24 protein-coding genes are annotated in these 19,670 nt (G+C 53.6%); 14 read left to right on the forward strand and 10 right to left on the reverse strand.

Going from position 1 to position 19,670, the window contains the following annotated elements; all coding sequences use genetic code 11:
• Nucleotides 1-21: 21 nt before the first annotated feature.
• From lptB to OGV82_RS09795, 6 genes are read right to left on the reverse strand one after another with little or no spacing between them, the layout of a single operon-like run.
• Nucleotides 22-747, reverse strand: coding sequence for an LPS export ABC transporter ATP-binding protein (gene lptB, locus OGV82_RS09770; protein ID WP_012135334.1), 726 nt, complete (start codon nt 745-747; stop codon nt 22-24).
• A gap of 6 nt (nt 748-753) precedes the next feature.
• A complete protein-coding gene (gene lptA / locus OGV82_RS09775; RefSeq protein WP_047460976.1) occupies nt 754-1,308 on the reverse strand; it encodes a lipopolysaccharide ABC transporter substrate-binding protein LptA in 555 nt (184 codons plus the stop codon).
• Complete coding sequence (gene lptC, locus OGV82_RS09780) at nt 1,277-1,852, reverse strand: LPS export ABC transporter periplasmic protein LptC (RefSeq protein WP_012135332.1); 576 nt, start codon at nt 1,850-1,852, stop codon at nt 1,277-1,279. The genes lptA and lptC overlap by 32 nt, the downstream gene beginning before the upstream one ends.
• Nucleotides 1,849-2,415 carry a 3-deoxy-manno-octulosonate-8-phosphatase KdsC gene (gene kdsC / locus OGV82_RS09785; RefSeq protein ID WP_012135331.1) on the reverse strand — a complete coding sequence of 189 codons (567 nt, stop codon included), beginning with the start codon at nt 2,413-2,415 and terminating at the stop codon, nt 1,849-1,851. Before kdsC ends, lptC begins: the two co-directional genes overlap by 4 nt.
• Before the next feature lie 19 nt (nt 2,416-2,434).
• Nucleotides 2,435-3,421: an arabinose-5-phosphate isomerase KdsD gene (gene kdsD / locus OGV82_RS09790; protein ID WP_012135330.1), complete on the reverse strand. Its 987-nt coding sequence runs from the start codon at nt 3,419-3,421 to the stop codon at nt 2,435-2,437.
• Nucleotides 3,422-3,435: 14 nt separating this feature from the next.
• Nucleotides 3,436-4,413 (reverse strand): calcium/sodium antiporter, encoded by a 978-nt coding sequence (locus OGV82_RS09795; RefSeq protein ID WP_012135329.1) that lies wholly within the window; start codon nt 4,411-4,413, stop codon nt 3,436-3,438.
• 212 nt (nt 4,414-4,625) lie between these two features.
• Here OGV82_RS09795 and mlaF point away from each other — a divergent pair, with 212 nt between their 5' ends.
• The 7 genes from mlaF (at nt 4,626) to murA (ending at nt 9,468) form a co-directional block, all read left to right on the forward strand.
• On the forward strand, nt 4,626-5,438 hold the full coding sequence (gene mlaF / locus OGV82_RS09800) for a phospholipid ABC transporter ATP-binding protein MlaF (protein ID WP_012135328.1): 813 nt from the start codon (nt 4,626-4,628) through the stop codon (nt 5,436-5,438).
• A gap of 7 nt (nt 5,439-5,445) precedes the next feature.
• Entirely contained in the window at nt 5,446-6,228 is a 783-nt protein-coding gene (mlaE, locus tag OGV82_RS09805; protein WP_047460983.1) for a lipid asymmetry maintenance ABC transporter permease subunit MlaE, read from the forward strand.
• A gap of 4 nt (nt 6,229-6,232) precedes the next feature.
• Nucleotides 6,233-6,784 carry an outer membrane lipid asymmetry maintenance protein MlaD gene (gene mlaD / locus OGV82_RS09810; RefSeq protein ID WP_012135326.1) on the forward strand — a complete coding sequence of 184 codons (552 nt, stop codon included), beginning with the start codon at nt 6,233-6,235 and terminating at the stop codon, nt 6,782-6,784.
• 18 nt (nt 6,785-6,802) lie between these two features.
• The gene (mlaC, locus tag OGV82_RS09815; RefSeq protein ID WP_012135325.1) at nt 6,803-7,438 is read left to right on the forward strand and encodes a phospholipid-binding protein MlaC; all 636 of its coding nucleotides are present in this window, start codon (nt 6,803-6,805) and stop codon (nt 7,436-7,438) included.
• Entirely contained in the window at nt 7,438-7,731 is a 294-nt protein-coding gene (gene mlaB / locus OGV82_RS09820) for a lipid asymmetry maintenance protein MlaB (RefSeq protein WP_047460986.1), read from the forward strand. Before mlaC ends, mlaB begins: the two co-directional genes overlap by 1 nt.
• 169 nt (nt 7,732-7,900) lie before the next feature.
• The gene (gene ibaG / locus OGV82_RS09825; RefSeq protein ID WP_024130986.1) at nt 7,901-8,155 is read left to right on the forward strand and encodes a BolA family iron metabolism protein IbaG; all 255 of its coding nucleotides are present in this window, start codon (nt 7,901-7,903) and stop codon (nt 8,153-8,155) included.
• Nucleotides 8,156-8,208: 53 nt separating this feature from the next.
• Entirely contained in the window at nt 8,209-9,468 is a 1,260-nt protein-coding gene (gene murA, locus OGV82_RS09830; protein ID WP_012135322.1) for a UDP-N-acetylglucosamine 1-carboxyvinyltransferase, read from the forward strand.
• A 70-nt stretch (nt 9,469-9,538) separates the two neighbouring features.
• On the opposite strand, the gene sfsB is transcribed toward murA, so the two are convergent.
• Both sfsB and ispB read right to left on the reverse strand, forming a co-directional pair.
• Complete coding sequence (gene sfsB / locus OGV82_RS09835) at nt 9,539-9,811, reverse strand: DNA-binding transcriptional regulator SfsB (protein ID WP_012135321.1); 273 nt, start codon at nt 9,809-9,811, stop codon at nt 9,539-9,541.
• Nucleotides 9,812-10,046: 235 nt separating this feature from the next.
• Nucleotides 10,047-11,018 (reverse strand): octaprenyl diphosphate synthase, encoded by a 972-nt coding sequence (ispB, locus tag OGV82_RS09840; RefSeq protein ID WP_047460989.1) that lies wholly within the window; start codon nt 11,016-11,018, stop codon nt 10,047-10,049.
• A gap of 258 nt (nt 11,019-11,276) precedes the next feature.
• On the opposite strand from ispB, the gene rplU reads away from it, so the two are divergent.
• The 4 genes from rplU to cgtA all read left to right on the forward strand — a co-directional run bounded on the left by rplU (nt 11,277) and on the right by cgtA (nt 14,115).
• The gene (gene rplU, locus OGV82_RS09845; RefSeq protein WP_000271396.1) at nt 11,277-11,588 is read left to right on the forward strand and encodes a 50S ribosomal protein L21; all 312 of its coding nucleotides are present in this window, start codon (nt 11,277-11,279) and stop codon (nt 11,586-11,588) included.
• A 19-nt stretch (nt 11,589-11,607) separates the two neighbouring features.
• Entirely contained in the window at nt 11,608-11,865 is a 258-nt protein-coding gene (rpmA, locus tag OGV82_RS09850; RefSeq protein ID WP_012135319.1) for a 50S ribosomal protein L27, read from the forward strand.
• Nucleotides 11,866-11,961: 96 nt separating this feature from the next.
• On the forward strand, nt 11,962-12,927 hold the full coding sequence (locus OGV82_RS09855) for a DMT family transporter (RefSeq protein WP_012135318.1): 966 nt from the start codon (nt 11,962-11,964) through the stop codon (nt 12,925-12,927).
• Nucleotides 12,928-12,942: 15 nt separating this feature from the next.
• Nucleotides 12,943-14,115 carry an Obg family GTPase CgtA gene (gene cgtA, locus OGV82_RS09860; protein ID WP_012135316.1) on the forward strand — a complete coding sequence of 391 codons (1,173 nt, stop codon included), beginning with the start codon at nt 12,943-12,945 and terminating at the stop codon, nt 14,113-14,115.
• Nucleotides 14,116-14,263: 148 nt separating this feature from the next.
• Here cgtA and dacB read toward each other — a convergent pair whose 3' ends face one another.
• Nucleotides 14,264-15,697, reverse strand: coding sequence for a serine-type D-Ala-D-Ala carboxypeptidase (gene dacB, locus OGV82_RS09865; protein ID WP_012135313.1), 1,434 nt, complete (start codon nt 15,695-15,697; stop codon nt 14,264-14,266).
• Nucleotides 15,698-15,944: 247 nt separating this feature from the next.
• On the opposite strand from dacB, the gene greA reads away from it, so the two are divergent.
• Nucleotides 15,945-16,421, forward strand: a complete 477-nt coding sequence (gene greA / locus OGV82_RS09870) for a transcription elongation factor GreA (protein WP_012135312.1) — start codon at nt 15,945-15,947, stop codon at nt 16,419-16,421.
• 155 nt (nt 16,422-16,576) lie between these two features.
• Here greA and yhbY read toward each other — a convergent pair whose 3' ends face one another.
• Nucleotides 16,577-16,870, reverse strand: coding sequence for a ribosome assembly RNA-binding protein YhbY (gene yhbY, locus OGV82_RS09875; RefSeq protein ID WP_004139797.1), 294 nt, complete (start codon nt 16,868-16,870; stop codon nt 16,577-16,579).
• Nucleotides 16,871-16,996: 126 nt separating this feature from the next.
• Between yhbY and rlmE the strand changes: the two genes are divergently transcribed.
• Nucleotides 16,997-17,626 carry a 23S rRNA (uridine(2552)-2'-O)-methyltransferase RlmE gene (gene rlmE, locus OGV82_RS09880; protein WP_000145975.1) on the forward strand — a complete coding sequence of 210 codons (630 nt, stop codon included), beginning with the start codon at nt 16,997-16,999 and terminating at the stop codon, nt 17,624-17,626.
• A 99-nt stretch (nt 17,627-17,725) separates the two neighbouring features.
• Nucleotides 17,726-19,660, forward strand: a complete 1,935-nt coding sequence (gene ftsH, locus OGV82_RS09885; protein WP_012135310.1) for an ATP-dependent zinc metalloprotease FtsH — start codon at nt 17,726-17,728, stop codon at nt 19,658-19,660.
• Nucleotides 19,661-19,670 lie beyond the last annotated feature (10 nt).

Raw genomic sequence — 19,670 nt, forward strand, 5'->3', positions numbered from 1 at the left:
ACGTCGCAGTCTTCTACCCTATCAGAGTCTGAAGTCTTCCCCAAGGTATACGCGCTTAACGTGCTCGTCTTGCAGGATTTCTGTCGGTGTGCCGTGTGCGATCAGATGCCCCTGGCTGACAATATACGCGCGTTCACACACCGCCAGCGTCTCACGAACGTTGTGGTCGGTAATCAGAACGCCGAGACCGCTGTCGCGCAGGTGCTCGATAATGCGTTTGATGTCGATGACGGAAATCGGGTCAACGCCTGCAAACGGTTCATCCAGCAGGATAAATTTCGGATTTGCGGCCAGCGCGCGGGCAATCTCCACACGGCGGCGTTCACCGCCGGACAACGCTTGTCCGAGGCTGTCGCGCAGATGCTCAATGTGGAACTCTTCCATCAGTTCATTGGCGCGGTCTTCACGCTGTTCGGTCGTGAGATCGTCGCGAATTTGCAACACCGCCATCAGGTTATCAAACACGCTCAGACGGCGGAAAATGGAGGCTTCCTGCGGTAAATAGCCAATACCGCGACGCGCGCGGGCATGCAGCGGCAGCAGGCTGATGTCTTCATCGTCAATAATAATGTTGCCAGCGTCGCGCGGCACAATGCCCACCACCATGTAGAAGGTAGTGGTTTTGCCTGCGCCGTTCGGCCCGAGCAGACCGACGATCTCCCCGGAATTCACGGTCAGGCTGACATCTTCCACCACGCGACGGCCTTTATAGGCTTTCGCAAGATTCTTTGCAGTTAATGTTGCCATAACGAATTAGTTACCCTTCTTCTGTGCCGGGGTCTGGTCTTTGTTTTTGTCCTGCAACTGCGACGGCACCAGAACCGTCGTTACACGTTTGCCTTTTTCGCTGAACGCCTGCATTTTCTGCTCTTTCACCAGGTAAGTGATCTTATCGCCGGTGATGTTGCTGTCGAGCTGCTCCAGGTAGGCGTTACCGGTCAGGACGACGAAATCTTTCGCCAGTTCATAATGCATTTTTTGGGCATGGCCTTTTACCGGCTTGCCGTTGTCCTGCATCTGATAAAACGTCGCCGGGTTGCCGAAGCCGTCGATCACCTCTTTGCCTTGCTCGCCGCCCGGACGGGTGACGACCACTTTGTCGGCATTGATTTTGATGGTGCCCTGAGTCACGACGACATTTCCGGTAAACGTCACCACGTTACCCTGCATATCCAGTGACTGCTGGTCCGATTCAATATGAATCGGTTGTTCGGTATCGCCGGTGACCGCGAACGCCGGAAGACTGGCGGCCAGAAGTGTGCTGGCAAGCACAAGATTAAGGCTGAGTTTGTTTGTTTTGAATTTCATAGGAGGTTCTAACCTTTTCAATCAGCTCGGCGTTCTTGCTGCGTAAGTTGCCGCGCATTTTCAGTCCGCTGGAGTTAAATGTTGTTCCGTATAACGTGACCAGATCTTCAGAGGTGACATCCTGCGTCACCAGGTTGATCGTCGCGTTATCCGTCGTGATTCTGCGTAGTTGAGCGTCAGGCGCCAGCGCATTGACTTCAACGTGACCATACAGATAGAGCATCCGGTCTTCGGTCAATTTCGCCTTATCCGCTTTAATCGACCATGTCGGGACTTTATCTTTATCAAAGGTGGTTAATACCGGTTGGGTAAACCACGAAAGCGCCTGTTCTGAATAATATTCAACGTGCTGCGCAATAAGACGATAGTTCAACGCGCCTTCCGGGCTATAGACGACCGTATCGGTATGCTCGCTCTTATAAGTCGGATCGCTGGTGTTCACCACAACCTGAGCAGGATCGTCTTTATCCGCCAGATTAATTCCGATCAACACCAGTACGGCCAACGACAGTAGAATGATAACCCAACGTCTGGTTTTACTCATATCGATTGCCCTTTGGCCTCATCAAGCTTACCCTGCGCCAGCAAGAGTAGATCGCACACTTCCCGCACCGCGCCGCGTCCACCGGCGATATGCGTCACATAGTCGGCGCGAGGGATCAGGAGCGGATGCGCATCAGCGACCGCAACGCTCAGACCCACTTTTTCCATCACCGGCCAGTCGATCAGATCGTCACCGACGTAAGCCACATTTTCAGGCGCAACGCCCAGCTTATCGAGCAGGTCGCCAAACGCGATAAGTTTGTCCGACTGCCCCTGATAGAGATGCGTGATCCCCAGGGTGGCACAGCGATCTTCTACAAGTTTAGCCTTTCGTCCGGTAATAATAGCGACCTCAATCCCGGAAGTGAGCGCACAGCGAATGCCGTAGCCATCACGGACGTTAAAGGCCTTCAGCTCTTCACCGTTGTTGCCCATATAAATCAGACCATCAGACAGCACGCCATCCACATCGAGGATGAGCAGACGGATGTTTTCCGCCTGGGCGATAACCTGTGTACTGACGGGGCCATAACAGGTCGCAAGCGACGCACCTGCTTTACTCATTTCTTTTATCCTTGAGTTTCTACACTACGCCTGCACGCAGTAAATCATGCATATGTAACACACCCAGTAACTGGTCGCCATCAGCAACCAAAACGGAGGTGATATGACGGGACTGCATTAAGTTCAGGGCGTTAACGGCGAGAATACCGGGGCGAACGCGAATTCCCCCTGGCGTCATGACGTCGGCAATCCCTAACTGGCGAACATCCACACCCATATCGAAAACACGACGCAAGTCGCCATCGGTAAAGATGCCGTCAATCTTCATTGTGTCATCACAAATGACGGTCATGCCGAGATTTTTACGCGTAATTTCCAGCAGGGCATCACGCAGGCTGGCGTTTTTATTCACATGCGGGATTTCATCGCCGGTGTGCATGATATCGTTAACGCGCAGCAGAAGTTTACGGCCAAGTGCGCCGCCCGGATGCGACAACGCAAAATCTTCGGCGGTAAAGCCGCGGGCTTTTAATAACGCGACCGCGAGCGCATCGCCCATGACCAGCGTAGCCGTGGTGCTGCTGGTCGGCGCCAGACCCAACGGGCAGGCTTCTTTCGGCACTTTAACACACAGATGCACATCCGCCGCACGCGCCATGCTGCTTTCTGGCCGCCCGGTAATACAAATCAGCGGCACCTGCAAGCGTTTGAGAACCGGGATTAATGCGGCAATCTCATTGGATTCGCCAGAGTTGGAAATCGCGATCACCACATCCTGCGAGGTGACCATGCCGAGATCGCCATGCGCGGCCTCGCCCGGGTGAACAAAAAAGGCGGAAGTGCCGGTGCTGGCAAAGGTGGCGGCCATTTTCCGCCCGATATGACCTGATTTTCCCATCCCCATGACAACGACTTTGCCTGTGCACGAGAAGATTTTTTCACAGGCGAGCGTGAAGTTCTGGTCGATGTATTGATCAAGCTCCGCCAGGCCTTCACGTTCAATCTCCAGGACGTCTTTGCCTGCTTTCTGAAAGTCAAAACCCGGTTGTAACGCTAAGTGCGACATAGTCCGTTTTCCCGTTATCCAATAAGAAGCGGCGATAGCCAGTACAGCATCGCCAGCCATACGATAAAACCGCCGGTCAGCAGCACGCCTGCGCCCCGACCAATCTGGCGCGGACGCCGCCAGCACAGCAATGCCAAAACAATGCTCACTAACAGCATCACGCTATAGTCACGCCCAAACGCCAGCGGGTTGACGTCGCCTGGCGTAATCAATGCAGGCAGCCCCAGAACGATGGCGATATTAGAAATATTGGCGCCGATAATGTTGCCAATGGCGATATCATTTTCACCTTTGCGGATGCCCGCGATCGCCGTCGCCAGCTCCGGCAGGCTGGTGCCAATCGCAATCACCGTCAGGCCGATAGTCAGTTCGCTCATGGCGAAGTAGTTCGCCAGTACGGTGGCGTTATCAACCACCATCCGCGTCGCCATCGGCATAATAATCAGCGCGATACCCAGCCACAAAAACGCGACGGGTAAGCCGCCTTCGCGCGGCAGCTCCGCCACCTGCTCCCGGGTGAGGCTGTCATTTCCCTGTCGCTCCGCCAGGCGCGCGATCTTAACAATGAACAGCAGCCATAGCACGGCCAGCAGCAGAAGAAAGATTCCGTCGCTACGGCTCAGCTCGCCATCGTGCAGGACGGAACCCGCCAGCACACTGACAAATAACATTAGCGGCAATTCGCGGCGCAAAACATCAGAATGCACGGTAAAAGGGTGAAACAGCGCCGCCAGGCCCAGAATCAGCAAGATATTGATGATGTTGGAGCCGAGCGCGGTGCCCACGGCTAAGTCCAGTTGCCCGTGAAGCGACGCGGCAACCGAGACAATTATCTCCGGTAATGATGTTCCGATACTGACGACCGTCATCCCGATAATGAGCGGAGGAATCCCCACTGCCCGGCACAAAATCGATGCGGCAAACACCAGACGATCGGCGCTGTAGACCACCAGAAGTAAACCAATAATTAACAGCGCCGTAGCTAAAAGCATCTAAAGTCCTTTCTTCAGGTATACTCGCCGGTCCACTGGAGGGATCTTCTGGAAGCCGTAACGAAGTCTTAATTTTGACTTTATGCGGCTAAAAAGTAAAACAAATGCCAGCTTTAGCTAACCAGGGCAGGTAATATTCTGTAAATATGTTGGGTTCATGGCTAAATTCAGCGCCATGCTTAGATCAACAAGGCGATACAAAGGATGAATCAATGGGTCAGTCTGTGGCGAATTTAGTCGATATGCGCGACGTCAGCTTTTCGCGTGGCGACCGCTGCATTTTCGATAATATTTCCCTGACCGTGCCACGCGGGAAGATCACGGCGATCATGGGGCCATCGGGGATCGGTAAAACCACGCTGTTACGACTGATTGGCGGACAGATCCCGCCGGATAGCGGGGAAATACTGTTTGATGGCGAAAACGTACCTGCTATGTCTCGCTCGCGGTTGTACACGGTACGAAAACGGATGAGCATGCTGTTTCAGTCGGGGGCGCTGTTCACCGACATGAATGTGTTTGATAACGTAGCCTACCCGCTGCGGGAGCACACGAATTTACCCGCGCCGCTGTTGAAAAGCACGGTGATGATGAAACTGGAAGCCGTTGGTCTGCGCGGCGCGGCAAAGCTCATGCCCTCTGAACTGTCCGGGGGGATGGCGCGGCGTGCGGCATTAGCCCGTGCTATTGCGCTGGAACCCGACCTCATTATGTTCGATGAGCCGTTTGTGGGTCAGGACCCGATTACGATGGGCGTACTGGTGAAGCTGATTTCAGAACTGAACAGCACGCTGGGCGTAACCTGCGTTGTCGTGTCCCACGATGTGCCGGAGGTGCTGAGCATCGCCGATCACGCCTGGATTATGGCGGACAAAAAAATCGTGGCGCACGGTAGCGCGAAGGAACTGCAAGAAAATGCCGACCCGCGCGTCCGCCAGTTCCTGGACGGTATTGCCGACGGGCCGGTTCCGTTCCGCTATCCGGCGGGCGATTATCACTCCGATTTACTCGAAACAGGGAGTTAAGCCACTCATGCTGTTAAATGCGCTGGCATCGCTTGGACACCGGGGGATCAAAACCCTCAGAACGTTCGGGCGTGCCGGGTTAATGTTATTCAATGCGGTGATTGGTAAGCCGGAATTTCGCAAGCATGCGCCACTGCTGGTGCGTCAGCTCTATAATGTGGGCGTCCTGTCGATGCTCATTATTATCGTCTCTGGCGTTTTTATCGGCATGGTGCTCGGGTTGCAGGGCTATCTGGTTCTGACGACCTACAGCGCGGAAACCAGCCTGGGTATGCTGGTGGCGCTTTCATTGCTGCGTGAACTGGGGCCGGTTGTCGCGGCGTTGCTGTTTGCCGGGCGCGCAGGGTCTGCGCTGACCGCAGAAATTGGTCTTATGCGAGCGACTGAGCAGCTCTCCAGTATGGAAATGATGGCCGTCGATCCGCTGCGCCGGGTGATCTCTCCGCGCCTGTGGGCGGGGGTGATTTCGCTGCCGCTGCTGACGATTATCTTCGTGGCTGTTGGCATCTGGGGAGGATCGCTGGTTGGCGTTAGCTGGAAGGGGATCGATGCCGGTTTCTTCTGGTCGGCGATGCAGGATGCCGTCGACTGGCGTCTGGATCTCGTGAACTGTTTGATTAAGAGCGTGGTGTTCGCCATCACGGTAACGTGGATTGCGCTGTTCAATGGGTATGACGCGATTCCGACCTCTGCCGGGATTAGCCGCGCAACCACGCGCACCGTTGTGCACTCGTCTTTGGCCGTTCTGGGTCTGGATTTTGTGTTGACCGCACTGATGTTTGGGAATTGAGTTCATGCAAACGAAAAAAAGTGAAATTTGGGTAGGGATCTTCTTGCTGGTTGCGTTGCTGGCGGCGCTGTTTGTTTGCCTGAAAGCGGCCAATGTCACCTCGATGCGCACGGAGCCGACCTACACGATTTATGCGACCTTCGACAATATTGGCGGCCTGAAAGCGCGCTCTCCGGTACGTATCGGCGGGGTGGTTGTCGGCCGGGTTGCGGATATCTCGCTGGATCCGAAAACCTACCTGCCGCGCGTCACGCTGGATATTGAAGAGCGCTATAACCACATTCCTGATACCAGTTCGCTGAGTATCCGCACCTCTGGCCTGCTGGGGGAGCAATATCTGGCGTTAAACGTTGGGTTTGAAGATCCTGAACTGGGAACGTCTATCCTCAAAGATGGCGACACTATTCAGGACACCAAGTCCGCGATGGTGCTTGAAGACATGATTGGTCAGTTCCTTTACAACAGTAAAGGGGACGACAATAAGAATTCTGGCGATGCGCCAGCGCCAACTGAAGGCAATAATGAAGCGACACCGCCTGCGGGCGCAACAAATTAATCACAGGAGAATCGATGTATGTTTAAGCGATTAATGATGGTAGCGCTGCTGGTCATTGCACCGTTGAGCGCGGCAACCGCGGCGGACCAGACTAACCCGTATAAATTGATGAATGAGGCGGCGCAGAAAACCTTCGATCGTCTGAAAAACGAACAGCCGAAAATCCGTGCCAACCCGGATTACCTGCGCGACGTCGTTGACCAGGAACTGCTGCCGTATGTGCAGGTGAAATACGCGGGTGCGCTGGTACTGGGTCGTTACTACCGGGAGGCGACGCCGGCGCAGCGTGACGCCTATTTCGCGGCGTTCCGTGAATACCTGAAACAGGCTTATGGTCAGGCGCTGGCGATGTACCACGGCCAGACTTACCAGATTGCGCCGGAACAACCGCTGGGCAATGCGACCATCGTGCCGATCCGCGTGACGATCATCGATCCGAATGGCCGTCCTCCGGTTCGACTGGATTTCCAGTGGCGTAAAAACACCCAGACCGGTAACTGGCAGGCTTATGACATGATCGCGGAAGGCGTCAGTATGATCACCACAAAACAGAATGAGTGGAGCGATCTGCTGCGTACCAAAGGCATCGACGGCCTGACCGCGCAGTTGCAGTCAATTTCTCGTCAGAAAATTTCGCTGGAAGAAAAAAAATAATGACGCAGTCACTTAGCTGGACGCGCGAAGGTGGCACGCTGGCATTAGCGGGAGAGCTGGACCAGGACGTGCTGAACCCGCTGTGGGATGCGCGCGTTGATGCGATGAAAGGCGTAACCTGCATCGATCTGAGCCAGGTCTCCCGGGTGGATACCGGTGGTCTGGCGTTACTGGTGCATCTTGTCGATCAGGCGAAGCGACAGGGCAACAGCGTTTCGCTGCAAGGGGTAAACGAGAAGGTTTACACGCTGGCGAAGCTCTATAATTTGCCTGCTGACGTGCTTCCACGTTAATTTTTGTAGGCCGGATAAGGCCTTGTGCCGCCATCCGGCAAAACCCCTAAGTGGGATTTGCCACCAAAGCCTTGCCTGATTTATCAGCTGGGCTTTTTGCTTATTTATGACAGCGCCACTTTGCTCTAAGATGTTGGGCTGTTTTCCCTATTTAACGAATGAAGAGCCCATGGAAAATCATGAAATTCAGAGCGTGCTGATGAGCGCACTCTCCCTCCAGGAAGTCCACGTCTCTGGCGATGGCAGTCACTTTCAGGTTATCGCCGTGGGTGAGATGTTTGACGGCATGAGCCGGGTCAAGAAGCAGCAGTCTGTTTACGGCCCGTTGATGGAGTTTATTGCGGATAACCGTATCCATGCCGTATCGATCAAAGCGTATACCCCAGCGGAATGGGAACGCGATCGCAAACTTAACGGTTTTTGAGCGACGGGCGACACGCCGGTAGCAGATATGAATTCTTAACAGAGAACAGAATAATGGATAAATTTCGTGTACAGGGGCCGACAACGCTCCAGGGCGAAGTCACAATTTCAGGCGCTAAAAATGCCGCATTGCCGATCCTTTTCGCGGCGCTGCTGGCAGAAGAGCCGGTAGAGATCCAGAACGTTCCAAAGCTGAAAGACATCGATACGACGATGAAACTGCTCAGCCAGCTTGGAACGAAAGTGGAACGTAACGGTTCTGTCTGGATCGACGCCAGCCAGGTCAACATCTTCTGCGCGCCTTACGAACTGGTAAAAACCATGCGCGCGTCGATTTGGGCGCTGGGGCCGCTGGTTGCGCGTTTTGGTCAGGGACAGGTTTCTCTGCCAGGCGGCTGCGCCATCGGCGCGCGTCCGGTCGATCTGCACATCACCGGCCTGGAACAATTGGGCGCTGAGATCAAGCTGGAAGAAGGCTATGTGAAGGCGTCTGTTAATGGTCGCCTGAAAGGCGCGCATATCGTGATGGACAAAGTCAGCGTCGGTGCGACGGTGACCATCATGTCTGCGGCAACGCTGGCCGAAGGGACCACCGTGATTGAAAACGCCGCGCGTGAGCCGGAGATCGTCGATACCGCGAACTTCCTGGTGACGCTGGGAGCGAAGATCAGCGGTCAGGGCACCGATCGTATTACCATTGAGGGCGTTGAGCGTCTGGGCGGCGGCGTATACCGTGTTCTGCCCGATCGCATTGAAACCGGCACCTTCCTGGTCGCGGCGGCGATTTCCGGCGGTAAAATCGTCTGCCGTAACGCGCAGCCGGATACGCTGGATGCCGTACTGGCTAAACTGCGTGACGCCGGAGCGGATATTGAAACCGGTGAAGACTGGATCAGCCTGGACATGCATGGCCAGCGTCCGAAAGCTGTGAATGTGCGCACCGCGCCGCACCCGGCTTTCCCGACCGATATGCAGGCGCAGTTCACGCTGCTGAACCTTGTCGCGGAAGGGACGGGTTTCATCACGGAAACCATTTTCGAAAACCGCTTTATGCATGTGCCTGAACTGATCCGTATGGGTGCGCACGCGGAAATCGAGAGCAACACCGTGATTTGCCACGGCGTTGAAAAACTCTCCGGGGCGCAGGTGATGGCGACCGACTTGCGTGCGTCTGCGAGCCTGGTGCTGGCGGGATGCATTGCAGAAGGTACGACGCTGGTTGATCGTATTTATCACATCGATCGTGGCTATGAGCGCATTGAAGACAAACTGCGCGCGCTGGGCGCGAATATTGAGCGTGTGAAAGGCGAGTAATTTTTTCCGCATGCACTGGTAGCCCCTGTTCGGGGGCTACCGTTCAGAGCGTTATCCGTTCCTTACTTCTTTATTTCCCTTTTCGAGCCCGCATCAGACGTGTTCTGTCAATGAACTCATGGGTTTCTGGGTCATGATAGCGCGATGGCCAGATCACCCAGGGTTCTGTACCCAGCGCCTTCGCAATGATGAGCTCTCCTTTCGGCCACGGTCGGGTCAGGGCGTTTGCCAGCGTCGAGGAACTTAATCCATTCTTGCGTGATTCCGCCGCCATAGATGTCCCTTTTTTACGTAATCCGGCAATGATGTCTGCGGGATGCCAGTCAATGAGTTTATTTTCCATTATTCCCTCACTCCTTCGGTCAGTCAGTCGCTTGCGGCCTGGATAATCAGCCTGTGAGAAATACTATACGCCAGGTGATAGTATTGCTCTAATATGTTCCTGTAAAGAGTATGCATATTCATAAAATGTGACAGCATACGTGCGATGGGTAAAGGGTTGGAAAAGAAATGAGTAACTGGAATTTACTGGAACTTAAGGATTCATCCCGCGCAGAGCACGGGATGAGAAGGGCGGGTTAACGATCGCGTTGTACGGCGATGTGCGCCAGACCGATCAGGGCTTCGCGCCACGGCGTATCAGGCAGAATCTGTAGGGCGGCGATGGCTTTATCGGCCTCGTCTTCTGCACGCTGACGCGTCCATTCCAGTGAACCGCAGGCGGTCATGGCTTCCAGAACGGGTTCCAGAAGGTGGCGACCATTGCCTTGTTCAATGGCGGTACGGATCATTTGCGCCTGTTCTGGCGTACCGTTACGCATAGCGTGCAGCAGCGGCAGCGTTGGTTTTCCTTCGTTGAGGTCATCGCCGACATTTTTACCTAACTGCTCGCCATCAGCGCTGTAATCGAGTAAATCGTCAATCAGCTGAAAGGCCGTACCGAGATAACGACCATAATCCTGCAACCCTTTTTCCTGCTCAGGAGTGCAGCCTGCAAGAATACCGGAACACTGCGCCGCAGCTTCAAACAGGCGCGCCGTTTTGCTGTAAATCACGCGCATGTAATTTTCTTCGGTGATGTCCGGGTCGTTGACGTTCATCAGTTGCAGCACTTCGCCTTCGGCGATGACGTTCACCGCTTCTGACATTACCTCCAGCACTTTCAGCGAGCCAAGGCTGGTCATCATCTGGAACGCGCGGGTGTAGATAAAATCACCGACCAGGACGCTGGCGGCGTTGCCAAATGCCGCATTCGCCGTTGCCTTCCCACGACGCATATCGGATTCATCCACAACATCGTCGTGTAGCAGGGTGGCGGTGTGGATAAACTCGATTAAGGCAGCGATCGTGACGTGCGCATTTTCCTGATAACCAACGGCGCGCGCAGCGAGTACGGCAATCATCGGGCGGATACGTTTTCCGCCGCCGCTAACGATGTAATACCCTAACTGATTGATCAGTTGGACGTCGGAATTGAGCTGTTCAAGGATTGTCGCATTGACACCCGCCATATCTTGCGCGGTTAACTCATTGATTTTTTCTAAATTCATCGCAAAAGCCGGGCTTATCGCCCCGATTAACTCATCATGGGATGAGATAACTAAGGGTTTAGGGTTAGGAATATATGCTGATTGTACTGAAAAAACGGCGCAGATAAACGTTACCGTACACGTTGTGTTTTTTTTCTTCATGTATTGACGGTAGCACTTGTCAAAGGCTCGCGTTTTGCGTAATATTCGCGCCCTATTGTGAATATTTATAGCGCACTCTGAATCATTGAAAAGGCGTGCGCGGAAGCGGAGTTTTTTATGTACGCGGTTTTCCAAAGTGGTGGTAAACAACACCGAGTAAGCGAAGGTCAGACCGTTCGCCTGGAAAAGCTGGACATCGCAACTGGCGAAACTATTGAGTTCGCTGAAGTTCTGATGATCGCAAACGGTGAAGAAGTCAAAATCGGCGTTCCTTTCGTTGATGGCGGCGTAATCAAAGCTGAAGTTGTTGCTCACGGTCGTGGCGAGAAAGTTAAAATCGTTAAGTTTCGTCGTCGTAAACACTATCGTAAGCAGCAAGGCCACCGTCAGTGGTTCACTGATGTGAAAATTACTGGCATCAGCGCCTAAGACCTGAGGAGAGATTTAAATGGCACATAAAAAGGCTGGCGGCTCAACTCGTAACGGTCGCGATTCAGAAGCTAAACGCCTGGGCGTTAAGCGTTTCGGTGGCGAAACCGTTCTGGCGGGTAGCATCATCGTTCGTCAACGTGGCACCAAATTCCACGCTGGCACTAACGTAGGTTGCGGTCGTGACCACACTCTGTTTGCTAAAGCAGACGGTAAAGTGAAATTCGAAGTTAAAGGCCCGAACAACCGTAAATACATCAGCATCGTTGCTGAGTAAGTTCTTCGTGGTCCGGTAACGGATTAAAGCCCCGCAACGTGTTGCGGGGCTTTTTACATTGAAAACCCGGAAAATTTTCTTGTAGGGAAAACGGGCATGAAGCAGCAGGCTGGCATTGGCATCCTTTTAGCACTCACCACTGCAATGTGTTGGGGCGCCTTGCCAATTGCAATGAAGCAGGTGCTGGAGGTGATGGAACCTCCGACCATTGTCTTCTATCGCTTTTTAATGGCGAGTATCGGCCTCGGCGCGATCCTGGCAGTTAAAAGAAAGCTCCCGCCATTGCGTATTTTTCGCAAACCGCGCTGGCTGGTGTTGCTGGCGATTGCAACAGGTGGACTTTTCGGGAATTTCATCCTGTTCAGCTCTTCCCTGCAATATTTGAGTCCGACGGCATCGCAGGTTATCGGTCAACTGTCACCGGTTGGCATGATGGTCGCCAGCGTCTTTATTTTGAAAGAAAAGATGCGCGGCACGCAGGTGATTGGCGCGCTCATGCTGCTTTGTGGGCTGGTGATGTTCTTTAATACCAGTCTGGTCGAGATTTTTACCAAACTGACCGATTACACCTGGGGTGTGATCTTTGGGGTCGGTGCGGCGACGGTCTGGGTGAGTTATGGCGTCGCGCAAAAGGTGTTATTGCGTCGTCTGGCCTCACAGCAGATCCTGTTTTTACTGTACACTTTATGTACGATTGCGTTATTGCCGCTGGCGAAGCCGGGGGTTATCTCGCAGTTAAGTGACTGGCAGCTCGCGTGTTTGATTTTCTGTGGGCTGAATACGCTGGTAGGATATGGCGCCCTGGCGGAAGCGATGGCGCGTTGGCAGGCAGCGCAGGTAAGTGCGTTAATCACGCTCACTCCGCTGTTTACGCTGTTATTTTCAGATCTATTATCTATGGCCTGGCCCGATTTCTTCGCCAGACCGATGTTAAACCTTTTAGGTTATCTCGGTGCGTTTGTCGTGGTTGCGGGCGCGATGTATTCCGCCATTGGTCATCGTATTTGGGGCGGTTTACGCAAGCATGAAACGGTGGTTTCGCAACCCCGCTCAGGCGAATGATTTACGGAGAGTAAAATGAAGTTTGTTGATGAAGCATCGATTCTGGTCGTTGCTGGCGATGGCGGCAATGGTTGCGTGAGCTTCCGCCGCGAAAAATACATCCCGAAAGGCGGCCCGGATGGCGGTGATGGCGGCGATGGCGGCGACGTCTGGCTGGAAGCCGACGAAAACCTGAACACGCTGATCGATTACCGCTTTGAAAAATCGTTCCGCGCTGAACGTGGTCAGAATGGCGCAAGCCGTGACTGCACCGGTAAACGTGGGAAAGATGTCACGATCAAAGTGCCTGTCGGTACGCGTGTTATCGATCAGGGCACCGGCGAAACCATGGGCGATATGACCAAACACGGTCAGCGTCTGATGGTTGCCAAAGGCGGCTGGCACGGCCTGGGCAATACCCGCTTTAAGTCCTCTGTTAACCGTACTCCGCGTCAGAAAACGATGGGTACGCCGGGCGATAAGCGCGATTTGATGCTGGAGCTGATGCTGCTGGCGGACGTGGGTATGCTGGGTATGCCAAACGCCGGTAAATCAACCTTTATCCGCGCGGTATCTGCGGCAAAACCGAAAGTGGCGGACTATCCGTTTACCACTCTGGTGCCGAGCCTTGGCGTTGTGCGTATGGACAACGAAAAGAGCTTTGTGGTTGCCGATATTCCGGGGCTGATTGAAGGTGCGGCGGAAGGCGCGGGTCTGGGGATTCGCTTCCTGAAGCACCTGGAACGTTGCCGCGTACTGCTGCACCTTATTGATATCGATCCGATCGACGGTTCCGATCCGGTGGAAAACGCCCGTATCATTATCGGCGAACTGGAAAAATACAGTCAGGATCTGGCTGCTAAGCCGCGCTGGTTAGTGTTCAACAAAATTGATTTGCTGGACCAGGCCGAAGCGGAAGAAAAAGCGAAAGCTATCGCGCAGGCGCTGGGCTGGGAAGATAAGTACTACATGATTTCCGCTGCCAGCCAGACTGGCGTGAAAGATCTCTGCTGGGATGTGATGACCTTTATCATCGAGAACCCCATCGTTCAGGCTGATGAAGCGAAGCAGCCGGAGAAAGTGGAGTTCATGTGGGACGATTATCACCGTCAGCAGCTCGCTGAAGTCGAAGATGAAGCAGAAGATGACTGGGATGACGACTGGGACGAAGACGACGAAGAAGGCGTCGAGTTCATCTACAAACGTTAATCTGGTTCAAATGCCCGGTGGCGCTTACGCTTACCGGGCCTACGGATAGTAGGCCGGATAAGGCGCAAAGCGCCGCCATCCGGCAATTAAATGACCCATCTAGTGTGTAGGCCGGATAAGCGTCAGCGCCATCCGGCACTATCCTTACCTAGTTGTTCTGATAAAGATCTTTGTACAACCGGCTTTCAAAACGTACTAACGGAATTCGACGATTGCGCTGGTCAGCTGGCGTAACGGCATACCCGGAAAGATACTGAACAAACGCCATCCGTTGCCCACTTGCCGTTGTAATAAATCCCGCCAGATTATAGACCCCTTGCAGCGAGCCTGTTTTCGCCGAAACTTTACCATCGACCCCAGCCTGATGCAGACCCGCACGGTATTGCAGAGAGCCGTCATATCCCGCCAGCGGCAGCATGGAGATAAAGTTCAGCTCGTTGTCGTGTTGGGCGATGTATTGCAGCACCTGCATCATGGTGGCCGGGGCAATCAGGTTGTGGCGAGAGAGGCCCGAACCGTCAGCAATGATGGTATTGCCAATATCAACGCCAGCCTGTTGACGCAGGATCTGGCGTACGGCATCAGATCCCGCCCGCCATGTGCCGGGAACGTTGAAGCGTGCGTGGCCGATCATGCGAAAGACGGTATCGGCAATCATGTTGTCCGATTTTTTCAGCATAATCTTAAGCAAATCATGCAGCGGCGCAGACTGCTTGCTGGCAACCACCGTTCCGGGTTCGTTGGCCTGCGTCTGGCGTAACAGCGTACCGCTGTAGGTAATACCTGCTTGTTTTAACTCGTCTTTCAGGATTGCTCCGGCATAGCTGGCGCCGTCCTGAATGGCGAAGGCCAGCGGTAACGGTTCGGCGCGCTGCGGCAGACAGCCTGTCAGCGTGAAGCGGTTTAAATCCCCAGGAACGACATCCAGCTCACAGTATTGCGCTTCCGCAGAGCCGCGTGGGAGGGTGCGAACCTGACTGAACATAGTCACCGGGTAATAGGACGCCACGCGAATATACGCTAAGTCATTCGGTTTTTGCGCGCTGTAGAGGGAGATGGAAAAGCAGTTGCGATCGACAATGGCGGCTGCGGGTGGTGCGCTAAAACATTGCGTCATGTCATTCCAGGGCCAGCCTGGCGCTTTATCATGGCTGGCGAAAATGGAGGTGTCGATGAGCACATTTCCCGCAATTTGCGTCACGCCGGATTTTTTCAGCGTTGCGACCATATTGCGAATATCCTGGCGTTTTAGCGTCGGATCGGCACCAAATCGCGCCACTAAGTCCCCTTTTAAGACGCCATTGTCCACGTTGCCTTTTGTCTCCAGCGTGGTGGTAAAACGAAAATCGGGGCCGAGCTGAATCAATGCCGCGAGGGCCGTGATCACTTTTTGCGTACTGGCGGGCAGCGCCATCTGCTGGCTATGGTAATCAATCGCGGGCGTGGACGCGCCGACCTTCTGAGCCATGAAAGCAAGGTTGGCCCCATCAGGGAGCTGATTGATGTATTCATCAACATTCGCGGCCTGGACGCTGAACGCTATACTGGTGGTCAATCCGATGATAAATCTGGAAAATCGCATAATCTCGCGCTAACAACCTGGAAACAAGCCGTCATACTACGGCGCAATGCCCTGGAAAGTAAACGATGACCCATAGGGAACTCCAGGGTAAAATACGTATCAAATTGAGAATTGTAGCTGACCTGGGGCTTTGTACCCGGGTCGGTATTTTTTTGCTTCTGGCTTTGGTAGAACGCATACCGGAGCAGGCTTAGCAGCCGAGGTGGGGTCAATCACCCCCTACAGGAATGTTCAAGAGGTATAACAAATGCAAGCTATTCCGATGACTTTACGTGGTGCCGAAAAACTGCGCGAAGAGCTGGATTTTCTGAAATCTGTGCGCCGTCCTGAAATCATCGCCGCTATCGCGGAAGCGCGTGAGCATGGCGACCTGAAAGAGAACGCCGAGTATCACGCTGCGCGTGAACAGCAGGGTTTCTGCGAAGGACGTATCAAGGATATCGAGGCGAAGCTGTCGAATGCGCAGGTGATCGACGTGACGAAGATGCCGAACAACGGACGTGTTGTTTTCGGCGCAACGGTAACTGTTCTGAATCTCGATAACGATGAAGAGCAGACCTGGCGTATTGTCGGCGATGACGAAGCGGATTTTAAACAGAACCTGATTTCCGTGAATTCACCTATCGCGCGCGGCCTGGTTGGCAAAGAGCAGGATGACGTCGTGACCATCAAAACGCCTGGCGGCGAAGTGGAATACGAAGTGATTAAGGTGGAATACCTGTAAGAATTACCCAATACTCAAGATGTTGATGTATTGTAAAGAAAGGAAAAAGGCCGCTATGCGGCCTTTTATCAACGAAGAGAGCGTGGCATTTTGCTCTCCTGCTTGCGGAAAACCCCTCGTTTTACACAGATTTTGTGTTCGACTTTAGGATATTCTTAGCGTGGCAGCGAGATTTTACGTTCTTTAGTTGGGCGATAAAGTACCAGCGTTTTACCGATGACCTGTACGTTACAGGCGCCGGTTTCGCGTACGATAGCTTCCACGATCAAGGTTTTGGTTTCGCGATCTTCCGAGGCGATCTTCACCTTGATAAGTTCATGGTGCTCTAACGCTTGTTCAATCTCGGCCAGTACCCCTTCGGTCAAACCATTGTTGCCAAGCATAACTACCGGCTTGAGCGGATGTGCCAGACCTTTCAGGTGCTGTTTTTGTTTAGTACTCAGATTCATCGTATATTTTTGCTTACGTTGGGATTGAAAACGGGTCATTCTACCGCCATCTCCCATATATCACCAAATGAGCGCGTAAAAATTTACGCTACGGGTAACGATGAATTGCCCCGATGGGAAAGTTAAATGACAGGTAAAAAGCGTTCTGCCAGCTCGAGTCGCTGGCTTCAGGAACACTTTAGCGATAAATATGTTCAACAGGCGCAGAAAAAGGGGTTACGTTCCCGTGCCTGGTTTAAACTTGATGAAATACAGCAAAGTGACAAACTTTTTAAGCCGGGGATGACGGTTGTCGACCTCGGTGCTGCGCCGGGAGGCTGGTCACAGTATGTGGTCACGCAGATTGGCGGCAAAGGCCGTATCATCGCTTGCGATCTTTTACCTATGGATCCTATCGTTGGTGTGGACTTTCTTCAGGGCGATTTTCGTGATGAACTTGTTATGAAAGCGCTGCTGGAACGCGTGGGTGACAGTAAAGTACAAGTTGTCATGTCAGATATGGCACCAAACATGAGCGGAACACCGGCGGTGGATATCCCCCGCGCCATGTATCTGGTGGAACTGGCGTTAGAAATGTGTCGTGATGTGCTGGCGCCAGGTGGAAGTTTTGTAGTGAAGGTGTTCCAGGGCGAAGGTTTCGATGAGTACCTAAGGGAAATTCGCTCCCTGTTTACGAAGGTTAAAGTTCGTAAGCCGGACTCTTCGCGTGCGCGTTCACGCGAAGTGTATATTGTAGCGACCGGGCGAAAACCATAACCGGGGGATTTCAGACGAAAGTTTGAAAGAAGCTGGATATAGAGTATCCTGACGCTGTTTTTAACACAGTTGTAATAAGAGGTTAATCCCTTGAGTGACATGGCGAAAAACCTAATACTCTGGCTGGTCATTGCCGTTGTGCTGATGTCAGTATTCCAGAGCTTTGGGCCCAGCGAGTCTAATGGCCGTAAGGTGGATTACTCTACCTTCCTGCAAGAGGTCAACCAGGACCAGGTTCGTGAAGCGCGTATCAACGGACGTGAGATCAACGTTACCAAGAAAGATAGTAACCGTTACACGACCTACATTCCGGTTAACGATCCGAAGCTGCTTGATAACCTGCTGACCAAAAACGTCAAGGTTGTTGGCGAACCACCTGAAGAGCCGAGCCTGCTGGCTTCAATCTTTATTTCCTGGTTCCCGATGCTGTTGCTGATCGGCGTCTGGATCTTCTTCATGCGTCAGATGCAGGGCGGCGGTGGCAAAGGCGCCATGTCGTTCGGTAAGAGTAAAGCGCGCATGCTGACGGAAGATCAGATCAAAACCACTTTTGCCGATGTCGCAGGTTGTGACGAAGCGAAAGAAGAAGTGGCTGAGCTGGTCGAGTATCTGCGTGAACCAAGCCGCTTCCAGAAGCTGGGCGGTAAAATCCCGAAAGGCGTCCTGATGGTCGGTCCTCCGGGTACGGGTAAAACCCTGCTGGCGAAAGCTATCGCAGGCGAAGCGAAAGTCCCGTTCTTTACGATTTCCGGTTCTGACTTTGTCGAAATGTTCGTCGGTGTTGGCGCATCTCGTGTGCGTGACATGTTCGAACAGGCTAAGAAAGCGGCGCCGTGCATTATCTTCATCGATGAAATCGACGCCGTAGGCCGCCAGCGTGGCGCGGGTCTGGGCGGCGGTCATGATGAACGTGAACAGACATTGAACCAGATGCTGGTTGAGATGGACGGCTTTGAAGGTAACGAAGGTATCATCGTTATCGCGGCGACTAACCGTCCAGACGTACTTGACCCTGCGCTGCTGCGTCCTGGCCGTTTCGACCGTCAGGTCGTGGTAGGTCTGCCAGACGTGCGTGGTCGTGAGCAGATCCTGAAAGTGCATATGCGTCGCGTACCGCTGGCGCCGGATATCGATGCGGCAATCATCGCACGCGGCACGCCAGGCTTCTCTGGCGCCGATCTGGCGAACCTTGTGAACGAAGCGGCACTGTTTGCTGCCCGTGGCAACAAGCGTGTGGTATCCATGGTTGAGTTCGAGAAAGCGAAAGACAAAATCATGATGGGTGCGGAACGCCGCTCCATGGTGATGACGGAAGCGCAGAAAGAATCTACCGCTTACCACGAAGCAGGCCATGCGATTATTGGTCGCCTTGTTCCAGAGCACGATCCGGTGCATAAAGTGACGATTATTCCGCGCGGTCGTGCGCTGGGTGTGACCTTCTTCCTGCCTGAAGGCGACGCGATTAGCGCCAGCCGTCAGAAACTGGAAAGCCAGATCTCCACGTTGTACGGCGGTCGTCTGGCGGAAGAGATCATCTATGGCGTAGAGCATGTTTCTACCGGTGCGTCGAACGACATTAAAGTCGCGACTAACCTGGCGCGTAACATGGTCACCCAGTGGGGCTTCTCCGATAAGCTCGGTCCGCTGCTGTATGCAGAGGAAGAGGGTGAAGTGTTCCTGGGGCGTAGCGTTGCGAAAGCCAAACACATGTCTGATGAAACCGCGCGTATCATCGACCAGGAAGTGAAAGCGCTGATTGAACGTAACTACAATCGTGCTCGTCAGATCCTGAATGACAATATGGACATCCTGCATGCAATGAAAGATGCGCTCATGAAGTATGAGACCATCGATGCGCCGCAGATTGATGACCTGATGGCGCGCCGCGAAGTTCGCCCGCCGGCTGGCTGGGAAGATCCGAACGGCACCAACAACTCTGACAACAATGGCACGCCTCGTGCGCCGCGCCCGGTTGATGAACCGCGTACGCCGAACCCAGGCAACACCATGTCAGAGCAGTTAGGCGACAAATAAGTTATCTGTT

It is taken from the genome of Citrobacter sp. CK191, from assembly GCF_030333435.1.
Lineage (GTDB): Bacteria > Pseudomonadota > Gammaproteobacteria > Enterobacterales > Enterobacteriaceae > Citrobacter_B > Citrobacter_B koseri.

Bases quoted from the DNA above. Each gene is read 5' to 3' on its own strand.
- lptB (WP_012135334.1), bottom strand. From the start codon at position 747: ATGGCAACATTAACTGCAAAGAATCTTGCGAAAGCCTATAAAGGCCGT.
- lptA (WP_047460976.1), bottom strand. From the start codon at position 1,308: ATGAAATTCAAAACAAACAAACTCAGCCTTAATCTTGTGCTTGCCAGC.
- lptC (WP_012135332.1), bottom strand. From the start codon at position 1,852: ATGAGTAAAACCAGACGTTGGGTTATCATTCTACTGTCGTTGGCCGTA.
- kdsC (WP_012135331.1), bottom strand. From the start codon at position 2,415: ATGAGTAAAGCAGGTGCGTCGCTTGCGACCTGTTATGGCCCCGTCAGT.
- kdsD (WP_012135330.1), bottom strand. From the start codon at position 3,421: ATGTCGCACTTAGCGTTACAACCGGGTTTTGACTTTCAGAAAGCAGGC.
- OGV82_RS09795 (WP_012135329.1), bottom strand. From the start codon at position 4,413: ATGCTTTTAGCTACGGCGCTGTTAATTATTGGTTTACTTCTGGTGGTC.
- mlaF (WP_012135328.1), top strand. From the start codon at position 4,626: ATGGGTCAGTCTGTGGCGAATTTAGTCGATATGCGCGACGTCAGCTTT.
- mlaE (WP_047460983.1), top strand. From the start codon at position 5,446: ATGCTGTTAAATGCGCTGGCATCGCTTGGACACCGGGGGATCAAAACC.
- mlaD (WP_012135326.1), top strand. From the start codon at position 6,233: ATGCAAACGAAAAAAAGTGAAATTTGGGTAGGGATCTTCTTGCTGGTT.
- mlaC (WP_012135325.1), top strand. From the start codon at position 6,803: ATGTTTAAGCGATTAATGATGGTAGCGCTGCTGGTCATTGCACCGTTG.
- mlaB (WP_047460986.1), top strand. From the start codon at position 7,438: ATGACGCAGTCACTTAGCTGGACGCGCGAAGGTGGCACGCTGGCATTA.
- ibaG (WP_024130986.1), top strand. From the start codon at position 7,901: ATGGAAAATCATGAAATTCAGAGCGTGCTGATGAGCGCACTCTCCCTC.
- murA (WP_012135322.1), top strand. From the start codon at position 8,209: ATGGATAAATTTCGTGTACAGGGGCCGACAACGCTCCAGGGCGAAGTC.
- sfsB (WP_012135321.1), bottom strand. From the start codon at position 9,811: ATGGAAAATAAACTCATTGACTGGCATCCCGCAGACATCATTGCCGGA.
- ispB (WP_047460989.1), bottom strand. From the start codon at position 11,018: ATGAATTTAGAAAAAATCAATGAGTTAACCGCGCAAGATATGGCGGGT.
- rplU (WP_000271396.1), top strand. From the start codon at position 11,277: ATGTACGCGGTTTTCCAAAGTGGTGGTAAACAACACCGAGTAAGCGAA.
- rpmA (WP_012135319.1), top strand. From the start codon at position 11,608: ATGGCACATAAAAAGGCTGGCGGCTCAACTCGTAACGGTCGCGATTCA.
- OGV82_RS09855 (WP_012135318.1), top strand. From the start codon at position 11,962: ATGAAGCAGCAGGCTGGCATTGGCATCCTTTTAGCACTCACCACTGCA.
- cgtA (WP_012135316.1), top strand. From the start codon at position 12,943: ATGAAGTTTGTTGATGAAGCATCGATTCTGGTCGTTGCTGGCGATGGC.
- dacB (WP_012135313.1), bottom strand. From the start codon at position 15,697: ATGCGATTTTCCAGATTTATCATCGGATTGACCACCAGTATAGCGTTC.
- greA (WP_012135312.1), top strand. From the start codon at position 15,945: ATGCAAGCTATTCCGATGACTTTACGTGGTGCCGAAAAACTGCGCGAA.
- yhbY (WP_004139797.1), bottom strand. From the start codon at position 16,870: ATGAATCTGAGTACTAAACAAAAACAGCACCTGAAAGGTCTGGCACAT.
- rlmE (WP_000145975.1), top strand. From the start codon at position 16,997: ATGACAGGTAAAAAGCGTTCTGCCAGCTCGAGTCGCTGGCTTCAGGAA.
- ftsH (WP_012135310.1), top strand. From the start codon at position 17,726: ATGGCGAAAAACCTAATACTCTGGCTGGTCATTGCCGTTGTGCTGATG.